At 37.2% G+C, this 22118-nt stretch carries 17 protein-coding genes; 6 read left to right on the forward strand and 11 right to left on the reverse strand.

The window, feature by feature from the left end; translation table 11 throughout:
* Nucleotides 1–19: 19 nt before the first annotated feature.
* Nucleotides 20–5059 (reverse strand): alpha-2-macroglobulin family protein, encoded by a 5040-nt coding sequence (locus MT390_RS16810; protein ID WP_499442249.1) that lies wholly within the window; start codon nucleotides 5057–5059, stop codon nucleotides 20–22.
* A 516-nt stretch (nucleotides 5060–5575) separates the two neighbouring features.
* On the opposite strand from MT390_RS16810, the gene MT390_RS16815 reads away from it, so the two are divergent.
* Complete coding sequence (locus MT390_RS16815; RefSeq protein WP_499442251.1) at nucleotides 5576–6583, forward strand: zinc-binding alcohol dehydrogenase family protein; 1008 nt, start codon at nucleotides 5576–5578, stop codon at nucleotides 6581–6583.
* Between the two features lie 200 nt (nucleotides 6584–6783).
* On the opposite strand, the gene MT390_RS16820 is transcribed toward MT390_RS16815, so the two are convergent.
* The 4 genes from MT390_RS16820 to MT390_RS16835 form a co-directional block, all read right to left on the reverse strand.
* Nucleotides 6784–7731, reverse strand: coding sequence for a LysR family transcriptional regulator (locus MT390_RS16820; protein WP_499442252.1), 948 nt, complete (start codon nucleotides 7729–7731; stop codon nucleotides 6784–6786).
* A gap of 314 nt (nucleotides 7732–8045) precedes the next feature.
* On the reverse strand, nucleotides 8046–9353 hold the full coding sequence (locus tag MT390_RS16825; RefSeq protein ID WP_166369954.1) for a TRAP transporter large permease: 1308 nt from the start codon (nucleotides 9351–9353) through the stop codon (nucleotides 8046–8048).
* A gap of 20 nt (nucleotides 9354–9373) precedes the next feature.
* Nucleotides 9374–9853, reverse strand: a complete 480-nt coding sequence (locus MT390_RS16830) for a TRAP transporter small permease (protein ID WP_166369952.1) — start codon at nucleotides 9851–9853, stop codon at nucleotides 9374–9376.
* A gap of 68 nt (nucleotides 9854–9921) precedes the next feature.
* The gene (locus MT390_RS16835; RefSeq protein ID WP_499442253.1) at nucleotides 9922–10878 is read right to left on the reverse strand and encodes a TRAP transporter substrate-binding protein; all 957 of its coding nucleotides are present in this window, start codon (nucleotides 10876–10878) and stop codon (nucleotides 9922–9924) included.
* A gap of 942 nt (nucleotides 10879–11820) precedes the next feature.
* Here MT390_RS16835 and MT390_RS16840 point away from each other — a divergent pair.
* From MT390_RS16840 to MT390_RS16855, 4 genes are all read left to right on the forward strand, one after another.
* Nucleotides 11821–12135, forward strand: coding sequence for a DUF883 domain-containing protein (locus MT390_RS16840; RefSeq protein WP_166369948.1), 315 nt, complete (start codon nucleotides 11821–11823; stop codon nucleotides 12133–12135).
* Nucleotides 12136–12176: 41 nt separating this feature from the next.
* Nucleotides 12177–12596: a hypothetical protein gene (locus tag MT390_RS16845; RefSeq protein WP_499442254.1), complete on the forward strand. Its 420-nt coding sequence runs from the start codon at nucleotides 12177–12179 to the stop codon at nucleotides 12594–12596.
* 12 nt (nucleotides 12597–12608) lie between these two features.
* The gene (locus MT390_RS16850; protein WP_499442256.1) at nucleotides 12609–12854 is read left to right on the forward strand and encodes a hypothetical protein; all 246 of its coding nucleotides are present in this window, start codon (nucleotides 12609–12611) and stop codon (nucleotides 12852–12854) included.
* A 488-nt stretch (nucleotides 12855–13342) separates the two neighbouring features.
* A complete protein-coding gene (locus tag MT390_RS16855) occupies nucleotides 13343–14923 on the forward strand; it encodes a BCCT family transporter (RefSeq protein WP_499442257.1) in 1581 nt (526 codons plus the stop codon).
* Nucleotides 14924–15176: 253 nt separating this feature from the next.
* Here MT390_RS16855 and MT390_RS16860 read toward each other — a convergent pair whose 3' ends face one another.
* Complete coding sequence (locus tag MT390_RS16860) at nucleotides 15177–16802, reverse strand: methyl-accepting chemotaxis protein (RefSeq protein WP_499442258.1); 1626 nt, start codon at nucleotides 16800–16802, stop codon at nucleotides 15177–15179.
* Nucleotides 16803–17080: 278 nt separating this feature from the next.
* Entirely contained in the window at nucleotides 17081–17659 is a 579-nt protein-coding gene (locus MT390_RS16865) for a phosphoribosyltransferase (protein WP_166369938.1), read from the reverse strand.
* Nucleotides 17660–17778: 119 nt separating this feature from the next.
* On the opposite strand from MT390_RS16865, the gene MT390_RS16870 reads away from it, so the two are divergent.
* Nucleotides 17779–18372: a phosphoribosyltransferase gene (locus tag MT390_RS16870; RefSeq protein ID WP_299664184.1), complete on the forward strand. Its 594-nt coding sequence runs from the start codon at nucleotides 17779–17781 to the stop codon at nucleotides 18370–18372.
* Nucleotides 18373–18584: 212 nt separating this feature from the next.
* Here the strand turns inward: MT390_RS16870 and MT390_RS16875 are convergent, their stop codons facing one another.
* The 4 genes from MT390_RS16875 to MT390_RS16890 all read right to left on the reverse strand — a co-directional run bounded on the left by MT390_RS16875 (nucleotide 18585) and on the right by MT390_RS16890 (nucleotide 22102).
* Nucleotides 18585–19541: a sensor domain-containing diguanylate cyclase gene (locus tag MT390_RS16875; RefSeq protein WP_499442261.1), complete on the reverse strand. Its 957-nt coding sequence runs from the start codon at nucleotides 19539–19541 to the stop codon at nucleotides 18585–18587.
* A gap of 465 nt (nucleotides 19542–20006) precedes the next feature.
* A complete protein-coding gene (locus MT390_RS16880) occupies nucleotides 20007–20459 on the reverse strand; it encodes a hypothetical protein (protein WP_499442263.1) in 453 nt (150 codons plus the stop codon).
* Nucleotides 20460–20559: 100 nt separating this feature from the next.
* Entirely contained in the window at nucleotides 20560–21477 is a 918-nt protein-coding gene (locus MT390_RS16885; protein WP_499442265.1) for a hypothetical protein, read from the reverse strand.
* Nucleotides 21470–22102 (reverse strand): sigma-70 family RNA polymerase sigma factor, encoded by a 633-nt coding sequence (locus MT390_RS16890; RefSeq protein ID WP_499442267.1) that lies wholly within the window; start codon nucleotides 22100–22102, stop codon nucleotides 21470–21472. The genes MT390_RS16885 and MT390_RS16890 overlap by 8 nt, the downstream gene beginning before the upstream one ends.
* Between the last annotated feature and the right edge of the window lie 16 nt (nucleotides 22103–22118).

Below are 22118 nucleotides of genomic sequence, written 5' to 3' on the forward strand. Positions count from 1 at the left end.
AAACCGCTGAAACACAAGCTTAATCAAGTGCTTTCACGTCAATATGCTTAATGCTTCCACCAACACCGTATACAGAAGGTTGATACATAGATTCAACACGTACCGCAGGCACCACATATTTGCCGGGGTTTACTGCACGTGACAACACGTATAACGTTTGAATCTGTTGCGCACGCAAATCCAGCGCAGCCACATAACGATCATCTCTATATTCTTGATGTACAATATTGGCAGTCACTTCCACCTGCTCACCTTCAATCATAAGATCTGACAATTTTAAACTGTTGTTTAATTGTTGGTTTTCTAACTCCACCCCAGCCGGCATCAAATTAACCAGTAATGCATCTGCCACTCTTTGTTCGCTGCGCACTGTAATGCGCGTTAATAATAATTGCCCTGATTGTAAAGTACTATTATCAGGCAGCTCTATTGCACTGTTTTTATCCACTAAGAAATGTTGTGTAGTCACTTTAATACCATGGTCAAGGTCATAATCAGGCTGTTTTTTTACGCCAGACCAATCGAAGGAAGCATATACAGCTCTAGTGCCTGTATTTTTAAAACTCGTTTGAATCCCTTTGTTTTGATTATTATCGGTTGTAATATTTTGATGATATTCACCGCTTGTTTGTAGCGCTATATTGTTATCATTAATGAGCAGATCACCCTGCCATTTGTGTGCTGTATATTGTTTTTTCATGGTCATTGCCAAGGACAAAATAGCACTACGTTCTTGAGTGCTTAACCACTGTTTTTGCTGCATGTTTAATGCTAAATCAGGTACCATCTTTAATGCTATTTGTTGTAATGAGGCGTTTACTGAAGCTGAGGTTAATATTGCATTAATAGCCATCGCTTGATCGCGCAATTCACTACCATAATCTCCGAGGTAATCTTGTCCACGTTGTTGCGTTAATGCTTGTTTAATTAAAGCATTCCCCTCTTGTTCACTACCGGCCATTAACATCGCTAAACCAAGGTGAACACCAGGTAATTTACCGATTGCCGCTGGCATATCTTTTTCAGCAATATCACGTAATGGCCCAAGGGTAATACTATTTTGTTTTGCTAACACATAAGCGGCATAGGCACGATAAGCGGCATCATAATGCTGCGGGTTAGTAGACCAAGTGTTAACACGATGGCGACTACGAGAGCTTAAATAACTTTGCAAACGTTGTGTGGCTTTATCCAACATATCCGCTGGCACCGTCACTCCATTTGCTTGCAAATCATAAAGAAAGTCGGTGGCGTAAACAGTTAACCAGTGCTGCTCTGGTGAATGATTACTCCATAAACCAAAGCTACCATCAGCGCGTTGCAATTGACTGTATCGTTGAATTGCATCTTGCATTTTTTGTTGTGCCATCTGTGCATCAATAGCTTCTATATTGCTCACTGGACTGTGCAATGCAGTCACAAATGGACGTGATTTACTGGTGGTTTGCTCTAGGCAGGTATAAGGATAATCCGCAAGATATTGCCAGTGTGCCTGTGCATCTAAATGTGGGTTTAATGCCACTGACAATTGTAATTTTTTACTACTATCAGTAAAAGCAGAGAGCGAATCGTTTGGCAATGTCATTTGCTCATTAGGCATTAACAATGCTTTCTCTGAGTGGTATTCACTGGCTTGTGTTGGGCGAACAGGTAATGTCCAGTGACGCTCAATAACAACCTTCCCTAAGGCCATACTGGCATTAATTTCACCCTTCCCTATTGCTTGCTCAGCATCTAAAGAGAAATACAACGTCTGCTTTTTATGAGGCAATAAAGTGATATTTTTAACCTGTTTCTGCACTAATAATTTGCCACCGACACTGAAGGTGAACTCGCCTTGTAGAGGTTTATCTGTGCTATTACTTAAATCTACCGCAATCTGACTATTATCACCCTGCGCCATAAATTTTGGCATCGCCACTTGCATCACCACAGGTGAAGCAACCTTGACGGTTTTTTCTGCTTTAGCAAATTGTGCTTTATTGAATACAACCGCGGTCAAATTTAGTTGTCCATCAAAGGCAGGTAATTGTAGAGGGATCTCGGCGATACCTTGTTTAACCGATACTAACCCGCTGAATAGACTTACAATTTGTACTTCACTTTGTGCTTGTTCGCCACCACGGGTTAATGCAGCATCGCCTCCCCAACGTATGTTTGCCGAGTCTCCTAATAAGGGAGTCATCACTTGATCGTAAACATCGCTTATGGCGCCTTGATAAGCTCGCTGGCTATAAAAGAAATGATGAGGGTCTTCTACCTGATACCCACTCACGCTCAATACACCTGCATCAACGGCGGATAAAGTGACTTTGGCATCTCCGGTTACAGGATTACCCTGTGCATCTTTTACCAGTACTTTGGCCGTTACTTGCTGATTTGGTATCCAACTTAATGCAGTATCAATTTCAACATTCAATTGACGATCACTTCGATTCAAAGGCAAAGCAATAATACCAAAACTACGCTTAGTGATGGATTTGGATGCATTGTCAGCTGCTGAGACAACAAAAGCAGAAATGTACAAATCATGCCTAGCAAGATTTTTCGGTACGCTTAAGGATAACGTAGACTCACCTTTGTCTATTTCCACTAACTGTTGCCATAATACTTGGTCGGATTCTATTGTTACCAATGCACTACCCGATGTAGGCGAGCCAATACGTAATATTAAGTTTTCACCTGGTAAATAAGCGGCTTTATCTAACGCCAAATTGACGCGGTCAGGTCGGATCGTCGCACTATTATTTTGCCAATCGTTATACCAATCCTGTCCAGCGCGAAAATGATAAACAGTTCGCGCTTGCGTTGTTAAGTCAGTAAGTTGTAATCGGTAATCACCCCATTCAACTTGTTGTGATAAGTTCAGTGGTGTTGAGTCGACAAAGCTAAGTATACGGTCATCAACAACATACTCTTTTTCTATACGTTGATAGTGCCAGCCATTATTATCGTTATAGCTCCAAAAATAACGTTTTTCTTCACGTATCAATTCCGCTTTCACATTACCGGAGGTAAGGGGTTTCCCCGCTTTATTCAATTTTAATAGACTGAAATTTATACCACTATTACTTGCAGATTGGTCATTATCAAAGCCTGGTTTTACCGCAATAAAGCTGGCTTTAGGCCATAATAAATTATCATAATAACGGTTAATTGCACGTCCACCCGTTTCAAAAAGACTGTAATGCAGGCGCACTTTAACGGGTACATTCCAATCACTCCAATCTTTATCCACTTTCGTAACAACTTGCCCAGTTTCATCTAACTGAGCATCTGCCAATTCGAAATTTTCATTCCGAGCACCGTTAATATCCCCCACGTAATAATCAGGCCATTGTTTAAATGGATAAGTCCAAGCTGACACACTGACCTTAGTTTGTAATTTATTACCTGCGGCGGCCGCGCCATACAAATATTCTCCCAACACATTAACGGTTAGCTTTTGTGTGGCATTGAAACTATTTAGTTTAGTGGGGTTTAATGCTTCTTCGCCGTTAAAACTTAAGCGCATACGATCCGGTAAAAAATCTTCAACTTTAAAATGAAAACGCGCACTATATTGACTGTTACCTTTAGCATTAACTTTAGCTTGCCAATTACCCATTGGACCAGATTTAGGCAGATCAAGTTGATATTGATAGTAACCATTTTTTTTATCCGTTGCTTTCAACCAAATTGATTTGTAAGTGCTTCCATCAGGTTTAAACACAGTCACACTTAATTCAGATGGCAGTACTTGCCCATCCGCATTACGCTGTAGCATATTCAACCTTAAGGTTTCACCCGGACGGTAAATATCTCGTTCAGAATAAACAAATATTTGGCTATCACTGTGCGTTGGGCCAGCTACATTGTAATCCGAGAGGTCAAAACGTGGATGTTGGTAAGGTAATACAGTTACTTGTTGGTCATTACGCGCCACAATTAATGCTAAACGGTCACTATTATTAATACTGACTTTACCCGATGAATCGGTGGTTAATGAAGAAAATCGTGTTGATTTATTATCTAAAAAATCTATCTGTACATTCGAAAGTAATTTTCCGGTTTTAATATCTTGGGCAATCACATAGGTTTTTGTCGGGAATTGACGTATTTGTAAACCGATTGCAGACACCGAAAACCAAGTAGCTGCATCGAATTCAAAGCCCCCGGGTTTACCAATAGTGGCAAAATAAACGCCGCTTTCATTTGCCCATTTTTTATCTGCAATGGCAAACTTTGTAATATGGCGTTGATTGGCTTTACCTGCAGTTTCAATGCGAGCCGTATAGATATGTTCAACCATTTCCTCACGGTTTGCATTTTGATAATGATAGGCGCCGCTATTAGCAATATAATCGAAGTCACCAATAAAACGGCTAAGTTTATCGGCTTTAACGCGATAAATATTAAGGTTCGCAGCTTCAACATTGACTGAATAGATACCTAAATTTTCAGAGTGTCCCGGTACTAATATTGCACCCGCTTGCATTTTAAAACTAACAACTGGCTGCATTGCTCTTGTGGTGACTGAATATTGTGAAGCTTTATTAAGAGAGCTGTCATTTTCAGCCATTAATCCAGCAATCACATTAATTGCATAATCAGTTTGCGGTTGAATACCGAAAAATTGTAACTTTTTCCCGTCTTTGCTCAATACGGGAGTGGCTAATTTAGGGGAAGTTTCAACAAAACGGTCAAAGTTTTGTTCTGCTTGTAAGGGACTATTAAACAATAATTCGATGGCATTGCTATTGCCCACTTCACGCTCGGAGACATCCAGTAACCTTAACGCTACTGATACTCCGGTCGATTTTGAAGTCGATGTGGCACTGACAGCGCCAGCTTGTTGCGTAACTAATTTTTCAACCGGTAATTGCTCTGCAGATAATTGTTCGGCAGTCGAGGATTCAGCAATCGATTGTTCAAAAATCGATGGTTCAGAAACCAATGACTCAGAAACCGGTGATTCAGAAGTCGATGGCTCAGCAACTAATGGTTGCTCGGTATTTTCCTGGCACCCTAATAATAACAAACAACATAAGCTGACATTTAATACTTTATTAAACCACATGAGGACTCTCCAATTACTGTTAACTATGAGCTGTTAACTATCAGCTATAAACAATGAGTTGTTAGCTATCAGTTATTATAAAAATGACATTAAGTTTATCTTAAAAATTCTATCATAAACTATTTTGTTAACGAAAAAGTGTCCATTCAGTGATCAATCATGTTCAAAAAGTGGCAACGTACAGCGAAGTCACTATTGATGCACAATAATAAATAATAGTAATCCCTCATTGCTGGCTATCTTATCCATCAAATTCAAATAAAAATCATTTAATTCAATCATTTCACTATCAATTTAATTCTTAATATGAACTCTATTAATAAATTTTATTCATAGATAGCCTTTATTATTCATAGATAGCCTTTAATTGTGGGGTATTTGTTCCATAATAATTGGAACTTTCTTCTCTGTGCAACAGCAGCAGAACCCTTCAAAATGTCCCCATTAACGTAACTAGCAGCGTAACTAACAAGCGTAACTAACAAGCGTAACTCATTAAACTGAAGAGGATTGAAAATGAAAGCAATTGGATACCAACAAAATTTACCCGTAGAAAATGAATTATCTCTGCAAGATATAGAATTAGAGACGCCTGTTGCACAGGGACAGGATATTTTGGTTGAAGTTAAAGCTGTTTCGGTAAACCCTGCTGACTTTAAAATTCGTCAGACTGCCCCTGCTCCTGAAGGTGAATACAAAGTATTAGGCTATGACGCTACAGGTGTTGTTAAATCAGTGGGCGAAAACGTAACCTTATTTAAGCCTGGTGACAAGGTTTGGTATGCTGGTGATGTAACTCGCTCAGGTAGTAACGCACAATATCATCTTGTTGACGAACGTATTGTTGGTGGTTTGCCAACTACATTATCTTACGGTGAAGCAGCGGCATTACCATTAACCAGCATCACGGCATGGGAATTGTTATTCGATCGCCTTAACGTGGCAAAAGATGATGCATCTAAAAGTATTTTAGTCATTGGTGCTGCCGGCGGCGTGGGTTCAATCATGGTGCAACTATTAAAACAACTAACAAAACTTGAAATTATTGCAACGGCATCACGTGCAGAAACTATTTCTTGGTTAGAAGATTTAGGTGCTGATACCATTATTAATCACCGTAATCCGTTAAGTGAAGAGTTTGCAGCAAAAGGCTTAGCAAATGTGGATTATGTTGTTAGCTTAAATAATACAGAGCAGCATTTAGTTGAGATTGAAAAAGTCATTAAACCTCAAGGCAAGTTTGGTTTAATTGATGATCCAGCAACATTAGATATCGTACCTTTTAAAACTAAAGCGGTTTCAGTTCACTGGGAGTTAATGTTCACACGTTCAATCTTCAAAACAGATGATATGCAAAAGCAGCATGAAATTTTAAATAACGTGGCGAATATGATTGATAAAGGGCAAATTAAAACCACAGTGGGTCAAAATTTAGGTCCAATTAATGCCGCTAATTTACGTAAAGCACATCAATTCCTTGAGACGCAAACTGCAAAAGGTAAAGTTGTTTTAGAAGGTTTTTAAGAACCATTGTTTTTAAGAACCATCGCTTTAACCTTACTTTTTAGTAATAAAGCTCATGTAATGAGCTTTATTACTAAACCCTGTAAATAATTTATTGTCTGAGCTATATTTTGGGTGTCATTGCAGTCAAAAACTGACTATTAATCTTAAATATTTACTCTGGATAATCGAAGCGAAACCATCGCTATCCAGTGCTAATTTTATTTATAAAGCTGTTTGTAATTAGGGATATGTTCAACCCAGAAAGCAGGCTCACCGATATAATTTTGCACCGTTTTAATAAACTCACTGACCAGTAAAGTTTGTTTACGATGTGGATATAGAGCATAAATGGCGGTATCCATATTTGATAGTTTATAATCAGTTAACAACGCAACTAACCCCATCTCTTTAATAGGTTTTTCTAAATTAAAAAGATCAATCAAAGTATAACCTAGTCCAGCTTGCACCGCCTCCATCATAGCGCGAACATCGCTCACTTTGTAATTGCCGCGCATTTTAAATGTTTTCTGTATATCGCTATGCGCTTGTTCACTTATTTTAATTTGATCCAAGCTCACATCGCCATTGCCATAGATAACCGCTGGTAAAGCGATTAACTGTTCAGGTGTTTGTGGTAAGCCATGCCGAGAAATAAAATCTTCAGATGCAACTAACGCAAAATGTGTATTAGCAATTTTTTTAGCAATTAAACTGGAATCATCCAATTTGCCAATTCTAAAGGCTAAATCAAAGTGATCTGCAATAATATCGCTGCGTTTATCATCTAACATCAATGTTATTTTTACATCAGGGTATTGCTGCATAAACTGGTTAATCGCAGGCTGGATGAATTGTTGCCCAAAAAACATACCCGAAGTAATACGTAACATACCTTTCGGTTCAACCTGATAGGAATCAGCAATACTTTTCATATCATCCAACGTATCCATCATAATATGGGCTTGATGCAGAATCTCTTCTCCAGCAGAAGTCAAAGAAAATGAACGTGTTGAGCGATTCAGTAGTTGCACACCCAGCGCAGTTTCTAATTTTTTAATTTGTTTCGATAATGAGGAGTTATCCATATCATGAATAGCCGCAGCTTTAGCAAAAGAGCCCTGTTGCACCACATCGATAAATAGCATTAACTGATTAGTAATTGACAATTGAAACTCCCTACAAACGGTTACTGATAACTTTAAAAGTTATAAAGGTAATATCTTACCATTCACAGTGTGACTCACACCATAAGCGATCAAAGTATTGCGGAATAATAATAATCAAAGTAAATCTGAGAGACAAAGATATTTAATACGACCAGGCGGGAGTTAACTTATTAGGCTTTTAGCTTAATACCAAAATCAGTCCACCGAAAGGTTTTCTGATTTTGGCCGTTTGAACAATAACAATGATATTAAAGCGCATTAATTCATTAATGCGCTTAAGTGGTTAGCTTAAGAGATTCGATTAAGCATTCAGATTAAGAAATTAATCCAAAGAATCTTGGTAAGAATAAACTAATCTCAGGAATGAAAGTGATTAATAATAAGGTCACAATCAATACCGCACAAAATGGCATAATACTTCTTATTACATTTTCAATCTTAGAGCCGCTCACACTGCAGCCAACAAATAATGCGGTGCCAACGGGTGGTGTTGCAATACCAATACATAGATTGAATATAAGCATCATTGCAAAGTGAATTGGATGCATACCCAGATGCTCTGCAATTGGCATAAATATAGGTGTAAAGATCAATACGGCAGGCGTAAGATCCATAAACATACCAACAATTAGCAAAATTAAATTCATTAGAATAAATATAATAATTGGATTATCAGAAATTGATAACATCCAATCGCTTATCATCGTCGGTAAACCTGTAAAAGCCATTGCCCATGACATAATGGTTGATGCACCAATCAAGAACAGCATAATACCGGTGATCAGTGTTGTTTCTTTACAAATTGTTGGAAAATGTGACCACTTAAGTGTTCGGTAACAGAGTGATAGGGTGAAAGAGTAAAGCACAGCTATACACGCGCCTTCTGTTGCAGTAAATACACCGCCAATAATCCCCCCAATAACAACAAAAATAAGCCCTAAACTTGGTGTTGCTTGCCAAATAATTCTTAATACATCTTTAGCTGTGAAGCCGTCATTGGCACTTGTTTTATAGCCTTTCTTTTTAGCGATAAAATAAGCCACAACCATACAACTTAATCCCATTAAAATACCAGGGACATAGCCTGCGATAAACAGTGCGGCAACGGATGTTCCACCCGATACGACTGAAAATACAATTAATGAGTTACTTGGTGGAATCAGTAAGCCTGCAGGACAAGATGCAACATTGACTGCTGTTGCTAAGTTTTTGTCATAACCTTCTTTTTCTAGTTCTGGACCTAAGGTTTTACCAACTGCAGCAGCGGCAGCAACTGCAGAACCAGAAACGGCACCAAACATCATATTAGCAAATATATTTACGTGTAAAAGAGATCCTGGGATCCAACCAACCATTAGCTTTGCTAGGTTGATAAGCCGCCCCGCAATGCCACCGACATTCATAATATTCCCAGCGAGAATAAAGAAAGGGATAGCTAATAAACTGAAACTATCAATACCAGTAATAATTTTTTGGCCGGCTGTAATACTTGCTACATCAAAGGGTAAAATGAAGTACATGATGGTTAAAGATGACATGGCAATAGCAATGGCAATTGGCACGCTTATCGCAATCATGAATAAAAATAGGCCTAGTAGCCAAACACCAATGGACAAGTCCATAATATGAATCCTTTTAAAATTTATTTTTTGTGAGGTTTACAAAAAAGTTCAATCGTATTTAATGTCAAATAAATAAGAATAATAACGGCTGAAATAGGTAATATTGAATAAACGGTAGACATTGGTAGTTGCAACGCAGGTGATAGTTGTTGGCCGGTTCTTCCCATCAGTGCAATACCACCTTTAAACATTGCTAAAGAGACAAATGCAAAAGAGATCCCATTGATGAGTAATTGTAATGCTGTATGTGCTCTTCCTCTAAGATAGCCATCTAATAGCGTTATCGCTAAATGTCCTTTAACACCAAATAAATAACCAGCTCCTAATAATCCAAGCCACACCATCGTATAGCGAGCAAGTTCACCAGTCCAGCTGCTTGGGTCATTTAACACATAACGACTAAAGACTTGCCAGGTGACGGTTACTACTAGCAACATTAATGCAAAAGAAGAAATAAATAGAATCAACCTATCAAGTAGGTTTCTGAAAGATGTTAACATGTAGTTATACCTCGAAGGATTTTGCCCTAGCAAGGCCAGGGCAAAATTATATTTTTACTAATACTTATTTAAAGTGCTTCAATTTTATCAATGAAGTGCGCTAACTTAGGATCTTTTTTAGCTTCATCAATCATTGGTTTAACAGCTGCGCGGAAAGGGGCTTTATCAACTTCAATAAATGTTACGCCTTCTTTGATGCCTTTCGCTTTATTCATGTTATCCGTTGCGTCCCAGATTTTGATCTGTTCTTCAAGAGACTCTGCCGCTGCTTCTTTTAAGATTTTTTGCTCTGCTGCTGTTAATGAATTCCATTTATTTTCTGAAATGATAATCACATCAGGGGTCATCATATGCTGATCCATAGAGTAAAATTTAGCAACTTCACTATGTTTCATTTCAACTAAGCTAGAAATATTATTTTCTGCACCGTCAATTACGCCCTGTTGCAAAGCAGTGTAAACTTCATTGAATGGTACAGGTGTCGCTTTACCGCCTAATAAATTAACCATTTCCATCATAGTTGGAGACCCTGGAACACGTACTTTCATGCCGGCTAGATCTGCTGGAGAGTTAATTGGTTTTTTAGCGTAAAAGCTACGTGTACCTGAATCATAAAAAGTAAGACCAATGAAACCTTTACCTTCGCTTGAAACTAACATCTCTTTTGCTGCTTCACTTCTCATGAATTTTCTCATGTGTGGAACATCACGGAATAAGAAAGGTAGCGCATTAACTTTAAAAGTGGGTTCGAAAGATTCTGCTAAACCACCGTTGATTTTAGCCATATCGATAGCACCCGTTACTACTTGCTCCGCCTGATCACGTTCAGAACCAAGTTGTCCATTTGGGAAAATCTTAATAGTAAGGTCGCCATCAGACTTTTCTTTAACTTTCTCAGCCATGATAACCATACCTTGGTGAGCAGCACTTTCTAGAGACATAGCGTGCCCTAAGTTTAGTGTTTTAGCATATGCACTTGGTGCAAGTAGCAATGTAGCTACTAAAGGTAATAAGATCTTTTTCATTATTTTCATTTCCTTATTAAAAATATTTATTTTTGTAATCATGGTTCATTAAATAAATGGGTAATGACTACAATGAGTGGTAAAAATTTTTGTAAAAACTGTGTCGTTATTAATCGTCTACCCTTGTATATTACAAACAACATTAAGTATTACAATAATAAAACATACGGGTATGATACGGATCACGCTTAGTCCCTACAAACTTAGACCTTTATCACTATTAAATGATGTTCGCATAAATATCAAAGAATCCAATCAGATGACCAAAAACAAACAAAAAACAAAATAAATAAACAAAAACAACAACTTAAATTAAATTTAAAAACAAAAATCAAGTATTTAATACCTATCACTCGTGAGATAGTATTTTCAAATTTTAATGTAGCGACAATTAACTTATTTAAAACAATGATTAAAGTTGAAATAAAGCCAACACTTGTACTACAAATAAGATTCTTAATAATTATTCAAAATTAAGTAATTCCCCCATTAACTCAATTTAGTACAAGCAGCTAATTCACAAGCAAACACGATAAGATTTATATGCTCTATTACTTCACACATTCACTGTCATATGAATCATATGTAGAAAAAATATAGATGACCTTATGTTTGAATAAGTAAAAGGATTTGAATGGCTCAAAAGGTTTGAATAAGACCAAACATCTAAGGGGGAAGTCATATTCACACTAATAGATGAAGTAAACGTCATTAGAATCACTATTTGTTGTATTGTGAAAATATTACAACGAATACCTGAAAAATTTACACGCTAGCTTTTAATGCCACTTGAATTAAAAAAGTAAGTCATTGATAAGTAGGCATTAAATAACTGGCCCATTAGTTGCAACTACCTTATTGAACACAATATGAAGTAATCAATATTACCGAGATTACATAGTTCAATCATTGTCGATTTCAATAACTGAAGAGGAAAATAAAATGGCACAGTCAAAACAAGCAACGAAAGCTGATTTAAAAAATACCTTAAAAGAAGATCACCCAGTTACTGATAAGTTACAAGATACGTTACACGATTCTGTAGATACATTAGCTGATAAAGTAGGTACAGCTGAAGAATCATTACGTGAAACTGCGCACAGCAGTTCTGAAACACTAGCAAAGAAACAGGGTGAAATAGAAGATAAATGGAATAAGTCTGCGGTTAAAAAATACGCGACAGAAAACCCAATCGCTGCTGCTGGTATCGCATTCACTGTTGGTATGCTGGTCTCATCACTATTAAAAAGAAAGTAAAAAGTGAAACCGTCAAGTAAACAATCGAAGCGAAGGTTAGTATGGATATTCCAGAGCAAAAAGACTCATTTGAAAAGCAACCTGATAACGATTTAGAAGAACAGTCAGCATCATTTCAGAACACTTATGACAGTTTAGAAACGTTATTAGGCAGTAAAGTAGTCAAGCTAATTGCCGCCAAGAATTTAGTTGCCGCTGAGGCTAAGTTAAGCCTCAGCGCGATTCTACTCTCATTTGCTATTAGCATTGCATTAATAGTGATTACAGTCATGGTATGGGCACTACTTAATGTCGGTATTGGATTCATCATTTATTACTTAAGCTTATCCCTGAGCATGCCAATTATATTATTGCTAGTGATTAATATCGGATTAGGGTTTTGGTTATTTAAACAATTAAAAAGCATATGGCAGTTAGTTGGATTTAATGCAACGCTGGCGCAACTTGCACTGAAGTCATAGCAGGATAAAAATATGAAGTTTATTATTCAGAACGAGATAGATACAGTACGTCTTACTGAGCAAGAATACACTAATGCCAGTCTCCTAGATAAGCAAGCCACACTTGATGCTAAAGCTAATATCGATACATTATTAGCATCGAAAAAGGGGCTCATGGCTTCTTTTGGTGCAGGTTTTGCCAAAGGTATCGTTAGTCAACCAACCTCCTCTACTAAGTCTATATTACCCAGTTTAATACAACTATTTATGAAGCTATAAAGTTTAGCGGCAACTTAACATTACTAATTGCCAATAAAAAAACTAAGCAAAGCAAAATTAACCCAATGGCTAAAAATCAACTTCAACGTTCACTTAAATAGCCAAAGCGTATATGGCTAGCTCGAACACTTTCAAACAACTTGCAGCTAATAAACAAAAAGATACAGTGAATAATCTAACCAAACTAAAATAGAATGACTATTGAATACCTTTACCTTAACAGTACTAATTAGCCACTGAATAATTATTTTTTGTCGTTTTATTTAACTGCAAAAAACTATGTTCTAATAGTGAATAAAAGTTAGATATTTACTGATTACATTGTACTATCGCTATGCGGTAACCGTTTCACCCTCAAAGGTGCAACAAACATTAATTAAGCTAAGCTTAATCATCAATAACAACGATTAATGACGGTTAATAATTTTTAAGCGTTTTAATTTACTTTTTAATTAACAGATGTTTTAAAGGCATAAACGAATAATATTATGGATAATCAACAACAAAAATACAGTATCGAGACTACTGACTATCAGGTAGGTCAAGATAACTTACAAAAATGGGGGTTTGATATTCACAACCCTGTCTTTGGTACCAGTGCAGGACTTATTTGCCTATTCATTGCAATCACCTTACTAGTCGACCCAATCACAGCTAAAGAAGCATTAAATAGCGTTAAAAACGGCATTATGGAACAATTTGACGTGCTATTCATGTGGGCCACTAACTTCTTTCTTCTTTTCTCCTTAGTGTTAATGGTTTCGCCATTAGGAAAAATTCGCATCGGAGGTAAAGAGGCAAAAGCTGAATATTCGACACCATCATGGCTAGCGATGCTATTTGCAGCAGGAATGGGTATCGGTCTTCTTTTTTGGGGCGTAGCAGAACCAACAGCTTACTTTACAGATTGGTGGGGAACTCCCTTTAATGTAACCCCTTATACACCCGAAGCAAAAGCACTCGCAATGGGCGCAACTATTTTCCACTGGGGTATTCATGGTTGGGCTATCTATGCCATTGTGGCCTTATCATTAGCCTTTTTTGCTTATAATAAAGGGTTACCTTTATCAATTCGCTCTGTCTTCTTTCCTATATTCGGTGATAGAGCATGGGGATGGTTAGGGCACGTTGTTGATATCTTAGCGGTATTAGCAACACTGTTCGGTTTAGCGACTTCTTTAGGATTAGGTGCACAACAAGCAACCAGTGGTATTAATCATGTATTTGGTACCGACGGTGGCTTGGGCATGCAATTTATAGTGATTGCTTTTGTTACTTTTATTGCTATTTTATCGATCATTCGAGGTATTGAAGGCGGTGTAAAATTACTTAGTAATATCAATATGATTTTTGCATTTGCTCTACTTTTATTTGTGGCTTACGTAGGTTTTGACATTATCGTAGTCACCATTCCAGAGACCTTTATCGCTTATGCTGAAAATATTGTTGCATTGAGTAACCCTCATGGCCGTGATGATACAGTTTGGATGCAAGGGTGGACCGTCTTTTATTGGGCTTGGTGGATCTCTTGGTCTCCATTTGTAGGTATGTTTATTGCTCGTATTTCTAAAGGCCGCACCGTTCGCCAATTTCTATTCTGCGTGATCTTTATACCCACTTTTATGACCATTATTTGGATGGCTATCTTTGGTGGTATTGCAATTGATCAAGTTATTAATAAAGTAGGTGAGTTAGGCACCAATGGCTTAACAGATATATCGTTAACGTTATTCCACGTATACGATGCATTACCTTATGGTGATGTCATCTCTGTGATTTCAATTGTTTTAATCCTGATATTCTTTGTTACATCTTCTGACTCAGGGTCATTAGTTATCGATAGTATTACTGCAGGCGGTAAAATTGACGCACCGGTTCCTCAACGAATTTTCTGGGCAACGATAGAAGGTGCTATTGCAGCTGTAATGCTGTGGATTGGTGGTAAAGAAGCACTACAAGCATTGCAATCAGGTGTAGTAACCACCGCACTGCCCTTTACTTTTGTACTGTTGATTATGTGTGTGAGTTTAATCAAAGGCTTAAATAGCGAACGATCTCTATACAAATAACGCACTGCTACAGGACTAATCTTAATAACTTTAGTCGGTAACAAATTAGAGGTTAACGTAGCGCTATCAGGGGAGACCTTGCTAGCGCTTTTTAGTAGATTCATCATGCATCTTCTATTATCTATTGCTCTCTTATCGCCCGCTAACGATCAAAACCTATAAGATGGGTACGCTTGCGTTAGTTACTAAAAGCTCCGTCACTAAAACAGTGACAGGGCTTTGATTGGAGAATGATGGTATGTAAGTTAAGTGACTAAATAGTAAAGTAATCAGTATCTTTTTTCAGGCTCTTGGCTAAATTCTCAAGCAGCTCAGCTTGGTTAACATTATTTTTCAATGTTTCACTCGTTTCTCGAGACATCACCGTTATCTCTTCCATTCCTTGTGCCACGTTATCAATGGTAGCAACCTGTTCATTGGTAGCGCCGACAACCTCTAATACCTTAACTAACGAATCATCAGCCTGCCGTTGAATATCATTCAATAATTCATTTGCTTGATGGGTCAGTGTTAACCCTTTTTCTACTTGCGGTACCGTTGTTTCCATCGCAGTAACAGAAGCTTGCGTATCACCCTGTACTTGATTAATCATGGTTTCAATTTCCCCCGTTGCCTCACCTGTTCTTAATGCCAGTTGGCGAACTTCATCGGCAACAACTGCAAACCCTCTACCAGTTTCACCAGCTCGGGCTGCCTCAATAGCTGCATTTAAAGCTAAAAGATTGGTTTGATCTGAAATACCACGAATAACGTTAATAATTTCGCCAATTTCACGGGTTCTTTCTTGCAGTACGTTAACTTGTGTCACTGTTGCTTTTACAGTATTAGAAATTTTTTCAATTTCAGTGGCAACATTTTGAACCGCTTCTCGACCTCGTTTTGATAACTCAACCGTAGCTTGAGAATTACTTTCTGTTTGTTTCACTGTATCAACAACATTGTGAATACTATGACTCATAGAATCGAGATCGTTTTTAGCATGATTAGTTTGCACAACCTGTTTATCAGCGGCATGCAGTGCTTGCAAGGAGCCAGCGGTTACAGATATTGCACGTTCTGATAACTCAGCCGAAGAAGCCACAATACTATTCACAGTCGTTTTTAGTTGCTGTTGCATCAAACCAACCGATGCCAACATGCTATTTGGACAACATGAGTTTATCTGCCCAGTCAAATCACCCTTTGAAATTCTGGCCACAACTTTAGCCGCTTCCTGAGGATCGCCGCCCACTGACTGCCTAACTTGAAAACTAATGCGATAAGCAACCGCTAAACCTATTACCATCGCAATACTGGTTAATATAATCATCCAGCTCTGAAACGAGCTCGCAACTTCACGAACTTCCTTAGTGGCTTGTTGGTTAACCTTTTCCTGATAATCAATAAATTCGTTGATAATACTCAGCCAGTCTAAAAATGCACCTCTTGCTTGGTTAAGTAAGACATCATTCGCTAATACAATATTGCCACTTTGCTTTGCGCTTATCACTTGCTCTATCAAAGGCATAGTTTTCTGTTCAATTTGATTAATCGAGGTATAAATGCGTTTTTCTTCTGCGCTAACATCCGCAGACGACATTTGTGATTGCATTTCTGCAGCAGATTGTTGATAGAATTTATCTAGTTTTTGTATATTAGCAATATCGGTATTTAATTCACTTTCGTTTCTTGCAAACACAACATCTCGAATCGCAATCGCTCGGTCGTGAACACTGCCTCTAAAATTAATAGCATAACGCTGCTTAACCGAATTGACATCTGTCATTTCAGTGATCGTAGCATCAATAAAATTAACCCTATGTATACTGATAGCGGTTAACACTATCATCATCAAAATCACCACGCCAAAACCAATAATTAAACGTAAATTGATAGTCATAAAGTTCCACTCTGAAATAGTATAAGATTTTAAATTAGACACTTAGCCTAGTCTGCAATCTCCAATTATGCCACTTTATGTCAGTCGAATATCGACAATTAAAAATCCAATGGGAGTTTTGTTTATTATTTAGCCTTTATCATTGCAGATACAATAATCAATCGGGGGGAGACGACCGGTTTCGCTATAGAAATAGCAGCTATATGTTTGATATAAAACCAGTGCTTAACGTAACACTGGTTTGTAGGATAGTTGTTTATGGAAAAATTTTACCGAAACTACTTATCTTCAGCAGGTAGGAAATCTTTGATAATTTCATAGAGACGCGGACGTTGCGCAGCAATTTCCTGTGCACATAAACCTTCAAGAGAATGCGGGTATTTTAACCAAGCATCGGTTTCATGAATATAATAATCTGGCACACGGTTGGTTAGATTACGTGATGGTTTGTAATATGGCACCGCCACTCTTACATCTTCAGGCATGTTAAGTCTGGTTTTTCTTTGTAACTCTTGAATTATCGCTTCAATAGAACGACCTGTGTCAAAAACATCATCCACCAATAATAATTTATCGTGATGTTGTAAGTTTTTAACTAAATAGTTCAAACCATGTACACGTACTTCCTTTTGCTGTTGGTCGATGGCAGCAGCATAAGAAGACGTTCTGATAGCAATATGATCCGATTGAGTTCCGTGCACGGCTAAGAACTCCTGCACCGCAATACCAATTGGCGCACCACCACGCCAGATAGCAACAATAAAAGTAGGTTTAAACTCACTGTCTAAAATTTTACGCGCTAAAGCATAAGAATCTTCTAATAGGGTTTGTGCGGTTAAATACTGTTTGTCTGACATGTTATTTCCCAGTAAAACATTTAAAGATAGTGCCACTAAAGATTGAATTAAAATCTTGTTTATGTTCTAATTTTTCGATAAATTATTTTGTAAATTTAACACATTAAGTTGGTAATTTCTTGGCTAAATACAGTGAAAAAATCTTTTTAGATGAAGACACGCTAATCGAAGAATCCTTTCAATTAGCAACGCAAATTATGGCAAGTGATTTTAAGCCAACCTTTATTGTTGGCTTATGGCGCGGTGGTAGTTCGGTAGGTATCTATGTGCAGGAGTGTTTGCAAACATTAGGTGTCAAAACTGACCATATCTCTATCCGTACTTCCTACGGTGGTTTTGATAGTTATCATGATCAAGATAGTGTAAACCAACCTATTCATGTACATGGTTTAACTTACTTAGTAAAACAGCTAAATGCCGATGATAAGTTACTGATTGTAGATGACATGTATCGCTCTGGTAAAAACGCTGATGCGGTAATCAACGAGCTTAAAGTTAGACTTAAGCGAAACATGCCTTCTGATGTCCGTATTGCAACCGTATGGAAAAAAGCATCATTACCGGAAAATATAGGCCCGGACTACTTTGTTAATCAGACCGATGATTGGGTTGTATTTCCCTATGAGTTACAAGGGTTATCACTTGAAGAGATCAAAACTCATAAATCATTTGCTTTTAACCATATAGATGCTAAATCATTTGTTAAAAGTTAATTTATGAAGCGTTAATAAACGAGCATTAATACTCAAATATTAAGAACTGCTTACTACTAAAGGACTAATATAATATTGGTCCTTTTTTATTTGTTGCTCATAAAGTATTTAATTAAGAAGTGTTTAGTGAAAGTAGTTCGCAGTTAAAAAATTTAGCTTAAAGTTTTCATATTACATAGAGTGTATTAGCTACGCATTCAAAGCACTAAGCTTTACCTTTTTGCACCTTTACAGACATACATTTGCTGATCTGCTTCTGATAATAATAGGTCTATGGAGCTATGTTTATTAGGATCAAACTCAACAAAACCCGTTGAAAACGAAACATTACAGCGCATTTCACTTTGTTGCAGGTAATCTGATAGCGACTGCTTAAAGTTAACCATTATTTTTTGTGCCTCTCGCTGTGAAGCATTGTTTAAAAGTAGTACAAACTCGTCCCCAGCAAGCCGAGCGACAATATCTGAATCACGAAATGAGCGGTTTAATAAAGCAGCAAATGAATGTAATATTTTGTCTCCAACTGCGTGCCCCAAGCTATCATTAATAACCTTAAAATCATCCAAATCTAAATAAACAAGTGTAGAAGTAAACCCGTTTCTCTCGCTTAGCGTTAAACTATTTTGAGCTAATGAGATAAAACCACGTCTATTTAATATTCCAGTTAGTTCATCATGGGTGGCCATTTGTAATGCAGAAAGCTCATGTTCAACGGTCGCCGCTAAATCTTTTAATGCTGCAATATCTTGATCATCAAAGTCCCTTGCATGATTGTCCGCAATACATAAAGTACCGAGTCGGTAACCCCCTACTACTAAAGGGCATCCCGCATAAAACTCTACATTTGGCTCTTCAATAACTAGCGGATTATCAACAAAACGATGATCGTTGCTTGCAGATGGAACAACTAAAACTTCACTATCGAGAATTGCATGGCCACAAAATGAAATATCACGCGACACTTCAGTTGCCTCGATACCAATACTAGACTTAAACCACTGCCTATTTTCATCAACCAAAGTGACTAATGCAATGGGTACATTAAACATACGCTTAGCCATTCTCGTTAGCCTATCAAAACGTTCTTCAGCGGGAGTATCTATGATCCGTAAGCTGTGAAGTACCTCAAGTCGATTTATTTCGTTAAATGGAATATCTGGCTGTTTCATTAAATAGTCCTAGTGATACTAATCAAAACTTGAATTCAAGTAATCAAGTGCGCTATTTCACCTATTAAAATATAGATCACTTATTAGATATGATTCGTATAATAAGTTAAGGCATAGCTAAAAAGTGACTTCACCATTAAAAGCACTACTTTATAGGTACACCCATAATTGTATTGTAGTCAACTTGGGAGGAATATTGCAAAATATATCTTCTTATTGTCATCAATGTGAGTTGAAGCATAATTAGGAAACCTCTGCACGGACTAATGAAATCTAAACTTATTTTTTCAATATGTTGCAAATAAACCTTGTTATAGACTTTTGTGCAGTTCAAAAAGGTTTGTATTGGGCGGGATCCATTCAATAAAAAGAGCAAGATCATACAGACTCGCTTTATTGAATGAAGTTAAGAAGAATGGCTGTTCGTTATTTTTACTACTGTAGCTATTGAGACTAAAAAACTGGTTATCTAAAGCGGATCAATACGTCCATTTTAGTAGACATAGAGGCACTTAAAGTTTGTTTTTGGTCAGTTGCTAAAATTACCATGCCATTATGCTTTGCTATATTTTTGAATAAATTATTAAGATCAAAACCGATATCGCGTTGATGTGAATTTTTTACTATCGTTTTTTTATCAAATAATAAATCAGACTGTTCAAATAATAAGATATTACGGCTTGTTCTAGCATCAACAAATAATTGGTCAACTTGTTCATTTGAAGCTTTATCGCTGATCGCAGTAGAGTGCTGCACAATACTTTTTGTAATAGCAGCTAGTTCTGCCGTAGCAGCACTAATCTCAGCATCATCCGCTCCATTTACAGTAATCAAAAAACGTGTTTTATGGTTTACGATCTGAGGCATATCATTTAAAAAACGGTGATAACTCTTACTTTGATAATCTACTATTAACATTTATATTCCTATTTACATTGTCATTTTTCTGCACCTAGTTTAACAGCTTATTTAATCAAAGGATCACAACTATTTCATATTGCATTACTGATTAAATAAGTTACTTGGATTCAGACAATAAGGCTTCATAACTTATTGTTAATTCTTTTGTCATTTCTGGGTAATTAGTTAATAACTCGTTAAAAAGTCTGTCTGCTTGTTCTTTTTCATCTTTATCCAAATACAACGCAATTTGCTGCAACGTATTAGTTATGTTTAATTTCTGGCTCTTTGTTGCTACCGAACTATCTGCAATTGAGTTTTCTATAACAGTATTATCCTCAACTGAGTTTTTTGTAACCGAGTTTTCTATAACCAAACCATTTGCAGCGGAATCATCTACCATTAAGTTTTCTTTAGCATTATTTATACTGTCAGAGTTATTAGCACTATCAGTATTGAACTGAGGAGCTTCCTGCGACTGGCGTTTAGATTGCATCATGATCTTATTTCCAGCCCTTTCCATTAAAGCTTCAGACTCTACTTGAATACTTTTTCTTTGCAGTAATTGCTCTTCAATTTGCTGCTGCTCTTGCATTGAGGTTTTATCTGACATTGGCGCTATGCTTTGCATTGGCTGTAAATTTTGTAAGTACAACACGCCCACCAAAACTAACGAAGCAGCCGTTGAAAGCTGTCCATACCATGTTTTGTAAAGAGGTTTCTTTTGAGGAAGCTTATTTGGAGACTCATTGGTGGTGCTATTTTTTATGGTGTTATGGTTTATCAAATGCTCGGATAATGGTGTTACATTATTTAATCTAGAGTCAATATCAGTCGAAGAATTCTTATTCGGTTTTGACTTATCTAAGTCTAACCTTGTTGTTGCTACCGTTGTTTCCTCGACCTTTTGCTCAGTGGCATTAGTTTGTGCTTCCGCTAATGTTAAAATTTTCGAGTTCAAGTCAGTACTCGGCTGCTCTTTTGCACCTTGATGATAAAGGGATATAAGGTCGTGATCAGTTAATTTATCACTCATAAAATTTCCTCATATTATGCATCACACAATGCTTTAATTTATTTAATCCATAACGAATGCGACTTTTAATACTGTCATGGGACTCGCCAACTAATAATGCAATTTCATTCACCGCAAAACCTGATTCATGCTTAAGTAAAAAGGCTTCTTTTTGCTCTCTCGGCAGTTGCTGTAAACACCATTTAACTTGTTTTATCTGTTGCGTTGCATAGATATCATCCTCGACAGCAGTATCTGTTGTATTCGATAGAAAATCTTCACTTGATTGACCACTTTGATCAAGTTCACCATTCTCAACTACTGAAGGATGTTCTATTTGCTCTACATTAGTCGAGAACACTTTGTTTTGGGAGGTATGACGTCGGTAATAATCGATTAATTCATTATGTGCAATTCGGTATAACCAAGTACTAAATTTACTTTGCACTTGATAACTAGGGCTGGCTTTGATCAATTTACTCCAGACCTCTTGATATAATTCTTCTGCTAACTCAGGTGTTGACACTTGGCGTAAAAAGTATCGATAGAGGCTATTTTTGTGACGAGTGTACAGCTGACTAAAAGCCTGTACATCGCCCTGGGCATATTGTTGCATCAGCATTTCATCTGCGATCCCTGTCATCATATCCTTAATTACCATT

Source organism: Vibrio sp. 2-Bac 85, assembly GCF_037546705.1.
GTDB lineage: Bacteria > Pseudomonadota > Gammaproteobacteria > Enterobacterales > Psychromonadaceae > Psychromonas.

Bases quoted from the DNA above. Each gene is read 5' to 3' on its own strand.
- MT390_RS16890 (WP_499442267.1), bottom strand. From the start codon at position 22,102: ATGATGACAGGGATCGCAGATGAAATGCTGATGCAACAATATGCCCAG.
- MT390_RS16885 (WP_499442265.1), bottom strand. From the start codon at position 21,477: ATGAGTGATAAATTAACTGATCACGACCTTATATCCCTTTATCATCAA.
- MT390_RS16855 (WP_499442257.1), top strand. From the start codon at position 13,343: ATGGATAATCAACAACAAAAATACAGTATCGAGACTACTGACTATCAG.
- MT390_RS16865 (WP_166369938.1), bottom strand. From the start codon at position 17,659: ATGTCAGACAAACAGTATTTAACCGCACAAACCCTATTAGAAGATTCT.
- MT390_RS16810 (WP_499442249.1), bottom strand. From the start codon at position 5,059: ATGTGGTTTAATAAAGTATTAAATGTCAGCTTATGTTGTTTGTTATTA.
- MT390_RS16830 (WP_166369952.1), bottom strand. From the start codon at position 9,853: ATGTTAACATCTTTCAGAAACCTACTTGATAGGTTGATTCTATTTATT.
- MT390_RS16825 (WP_166369954.1), bottom strand. From the start codon at position 9,353: ATGGACTTGTCCATTGGTGTTTGGCTACTAGGCCTATTTTTATTCATG.
- MT390_RS16860 (WP_499442258.1), bottom strand. From the start codon at position 16,802: ATGACTATCAATTTACGTTTAATTATTGGTTTTGGCGTGGTGATTTTG.
- MT390_RS16840 (WP_166369948.1), top strand. From the start codon at position 11,821: ATGGCACAGTCAAAACAAGCAACGAAAGCTGATTTAAAAAATACCTTA.
- MT390_RS16845 (WP_499442254.1), top strand. From the start codon at position 12,177: ATGGATATTCCAGAGCAAAAAGACTCATTTGAAAAGCAACCTGATAAC.
- MT390_RS16850 (WP_499442256.1), top strand. From the start codon at position 12,609: ATGAAGTTTATTATTCAGAACGAGATAGATACAGTACGTCTTACTGAG.
- MT390_RS16835 (WP_499442253.1), bottom strand. From the start codon at position 10,878: ATGAAAAAGATCTTATTACCTTTAGTAGCTACATTGCTACTTGCACCA.
- MT390_RS16875 (WP_499442261.1), bottom strand. From the start codon at position 19,541: ATGAAACAGCCAGATATTCCATTTAACGAAATAAATCGACTTGAGGTA.
- MT390_RS16880 (WP_499442263.1), bottom strand. From the start codon at position 20,459: ATGTTAATAGTAGATTATCAAAGTAAGAGTTATCACCGTTTTTTAAAT.
- MT390_RS16815 (WP_499442251.1), top strand. From the start codon at position 5,576: ATGAAAGCAATTGGATACCAACAAAATTTACCCGTAGAAAATGAATTA.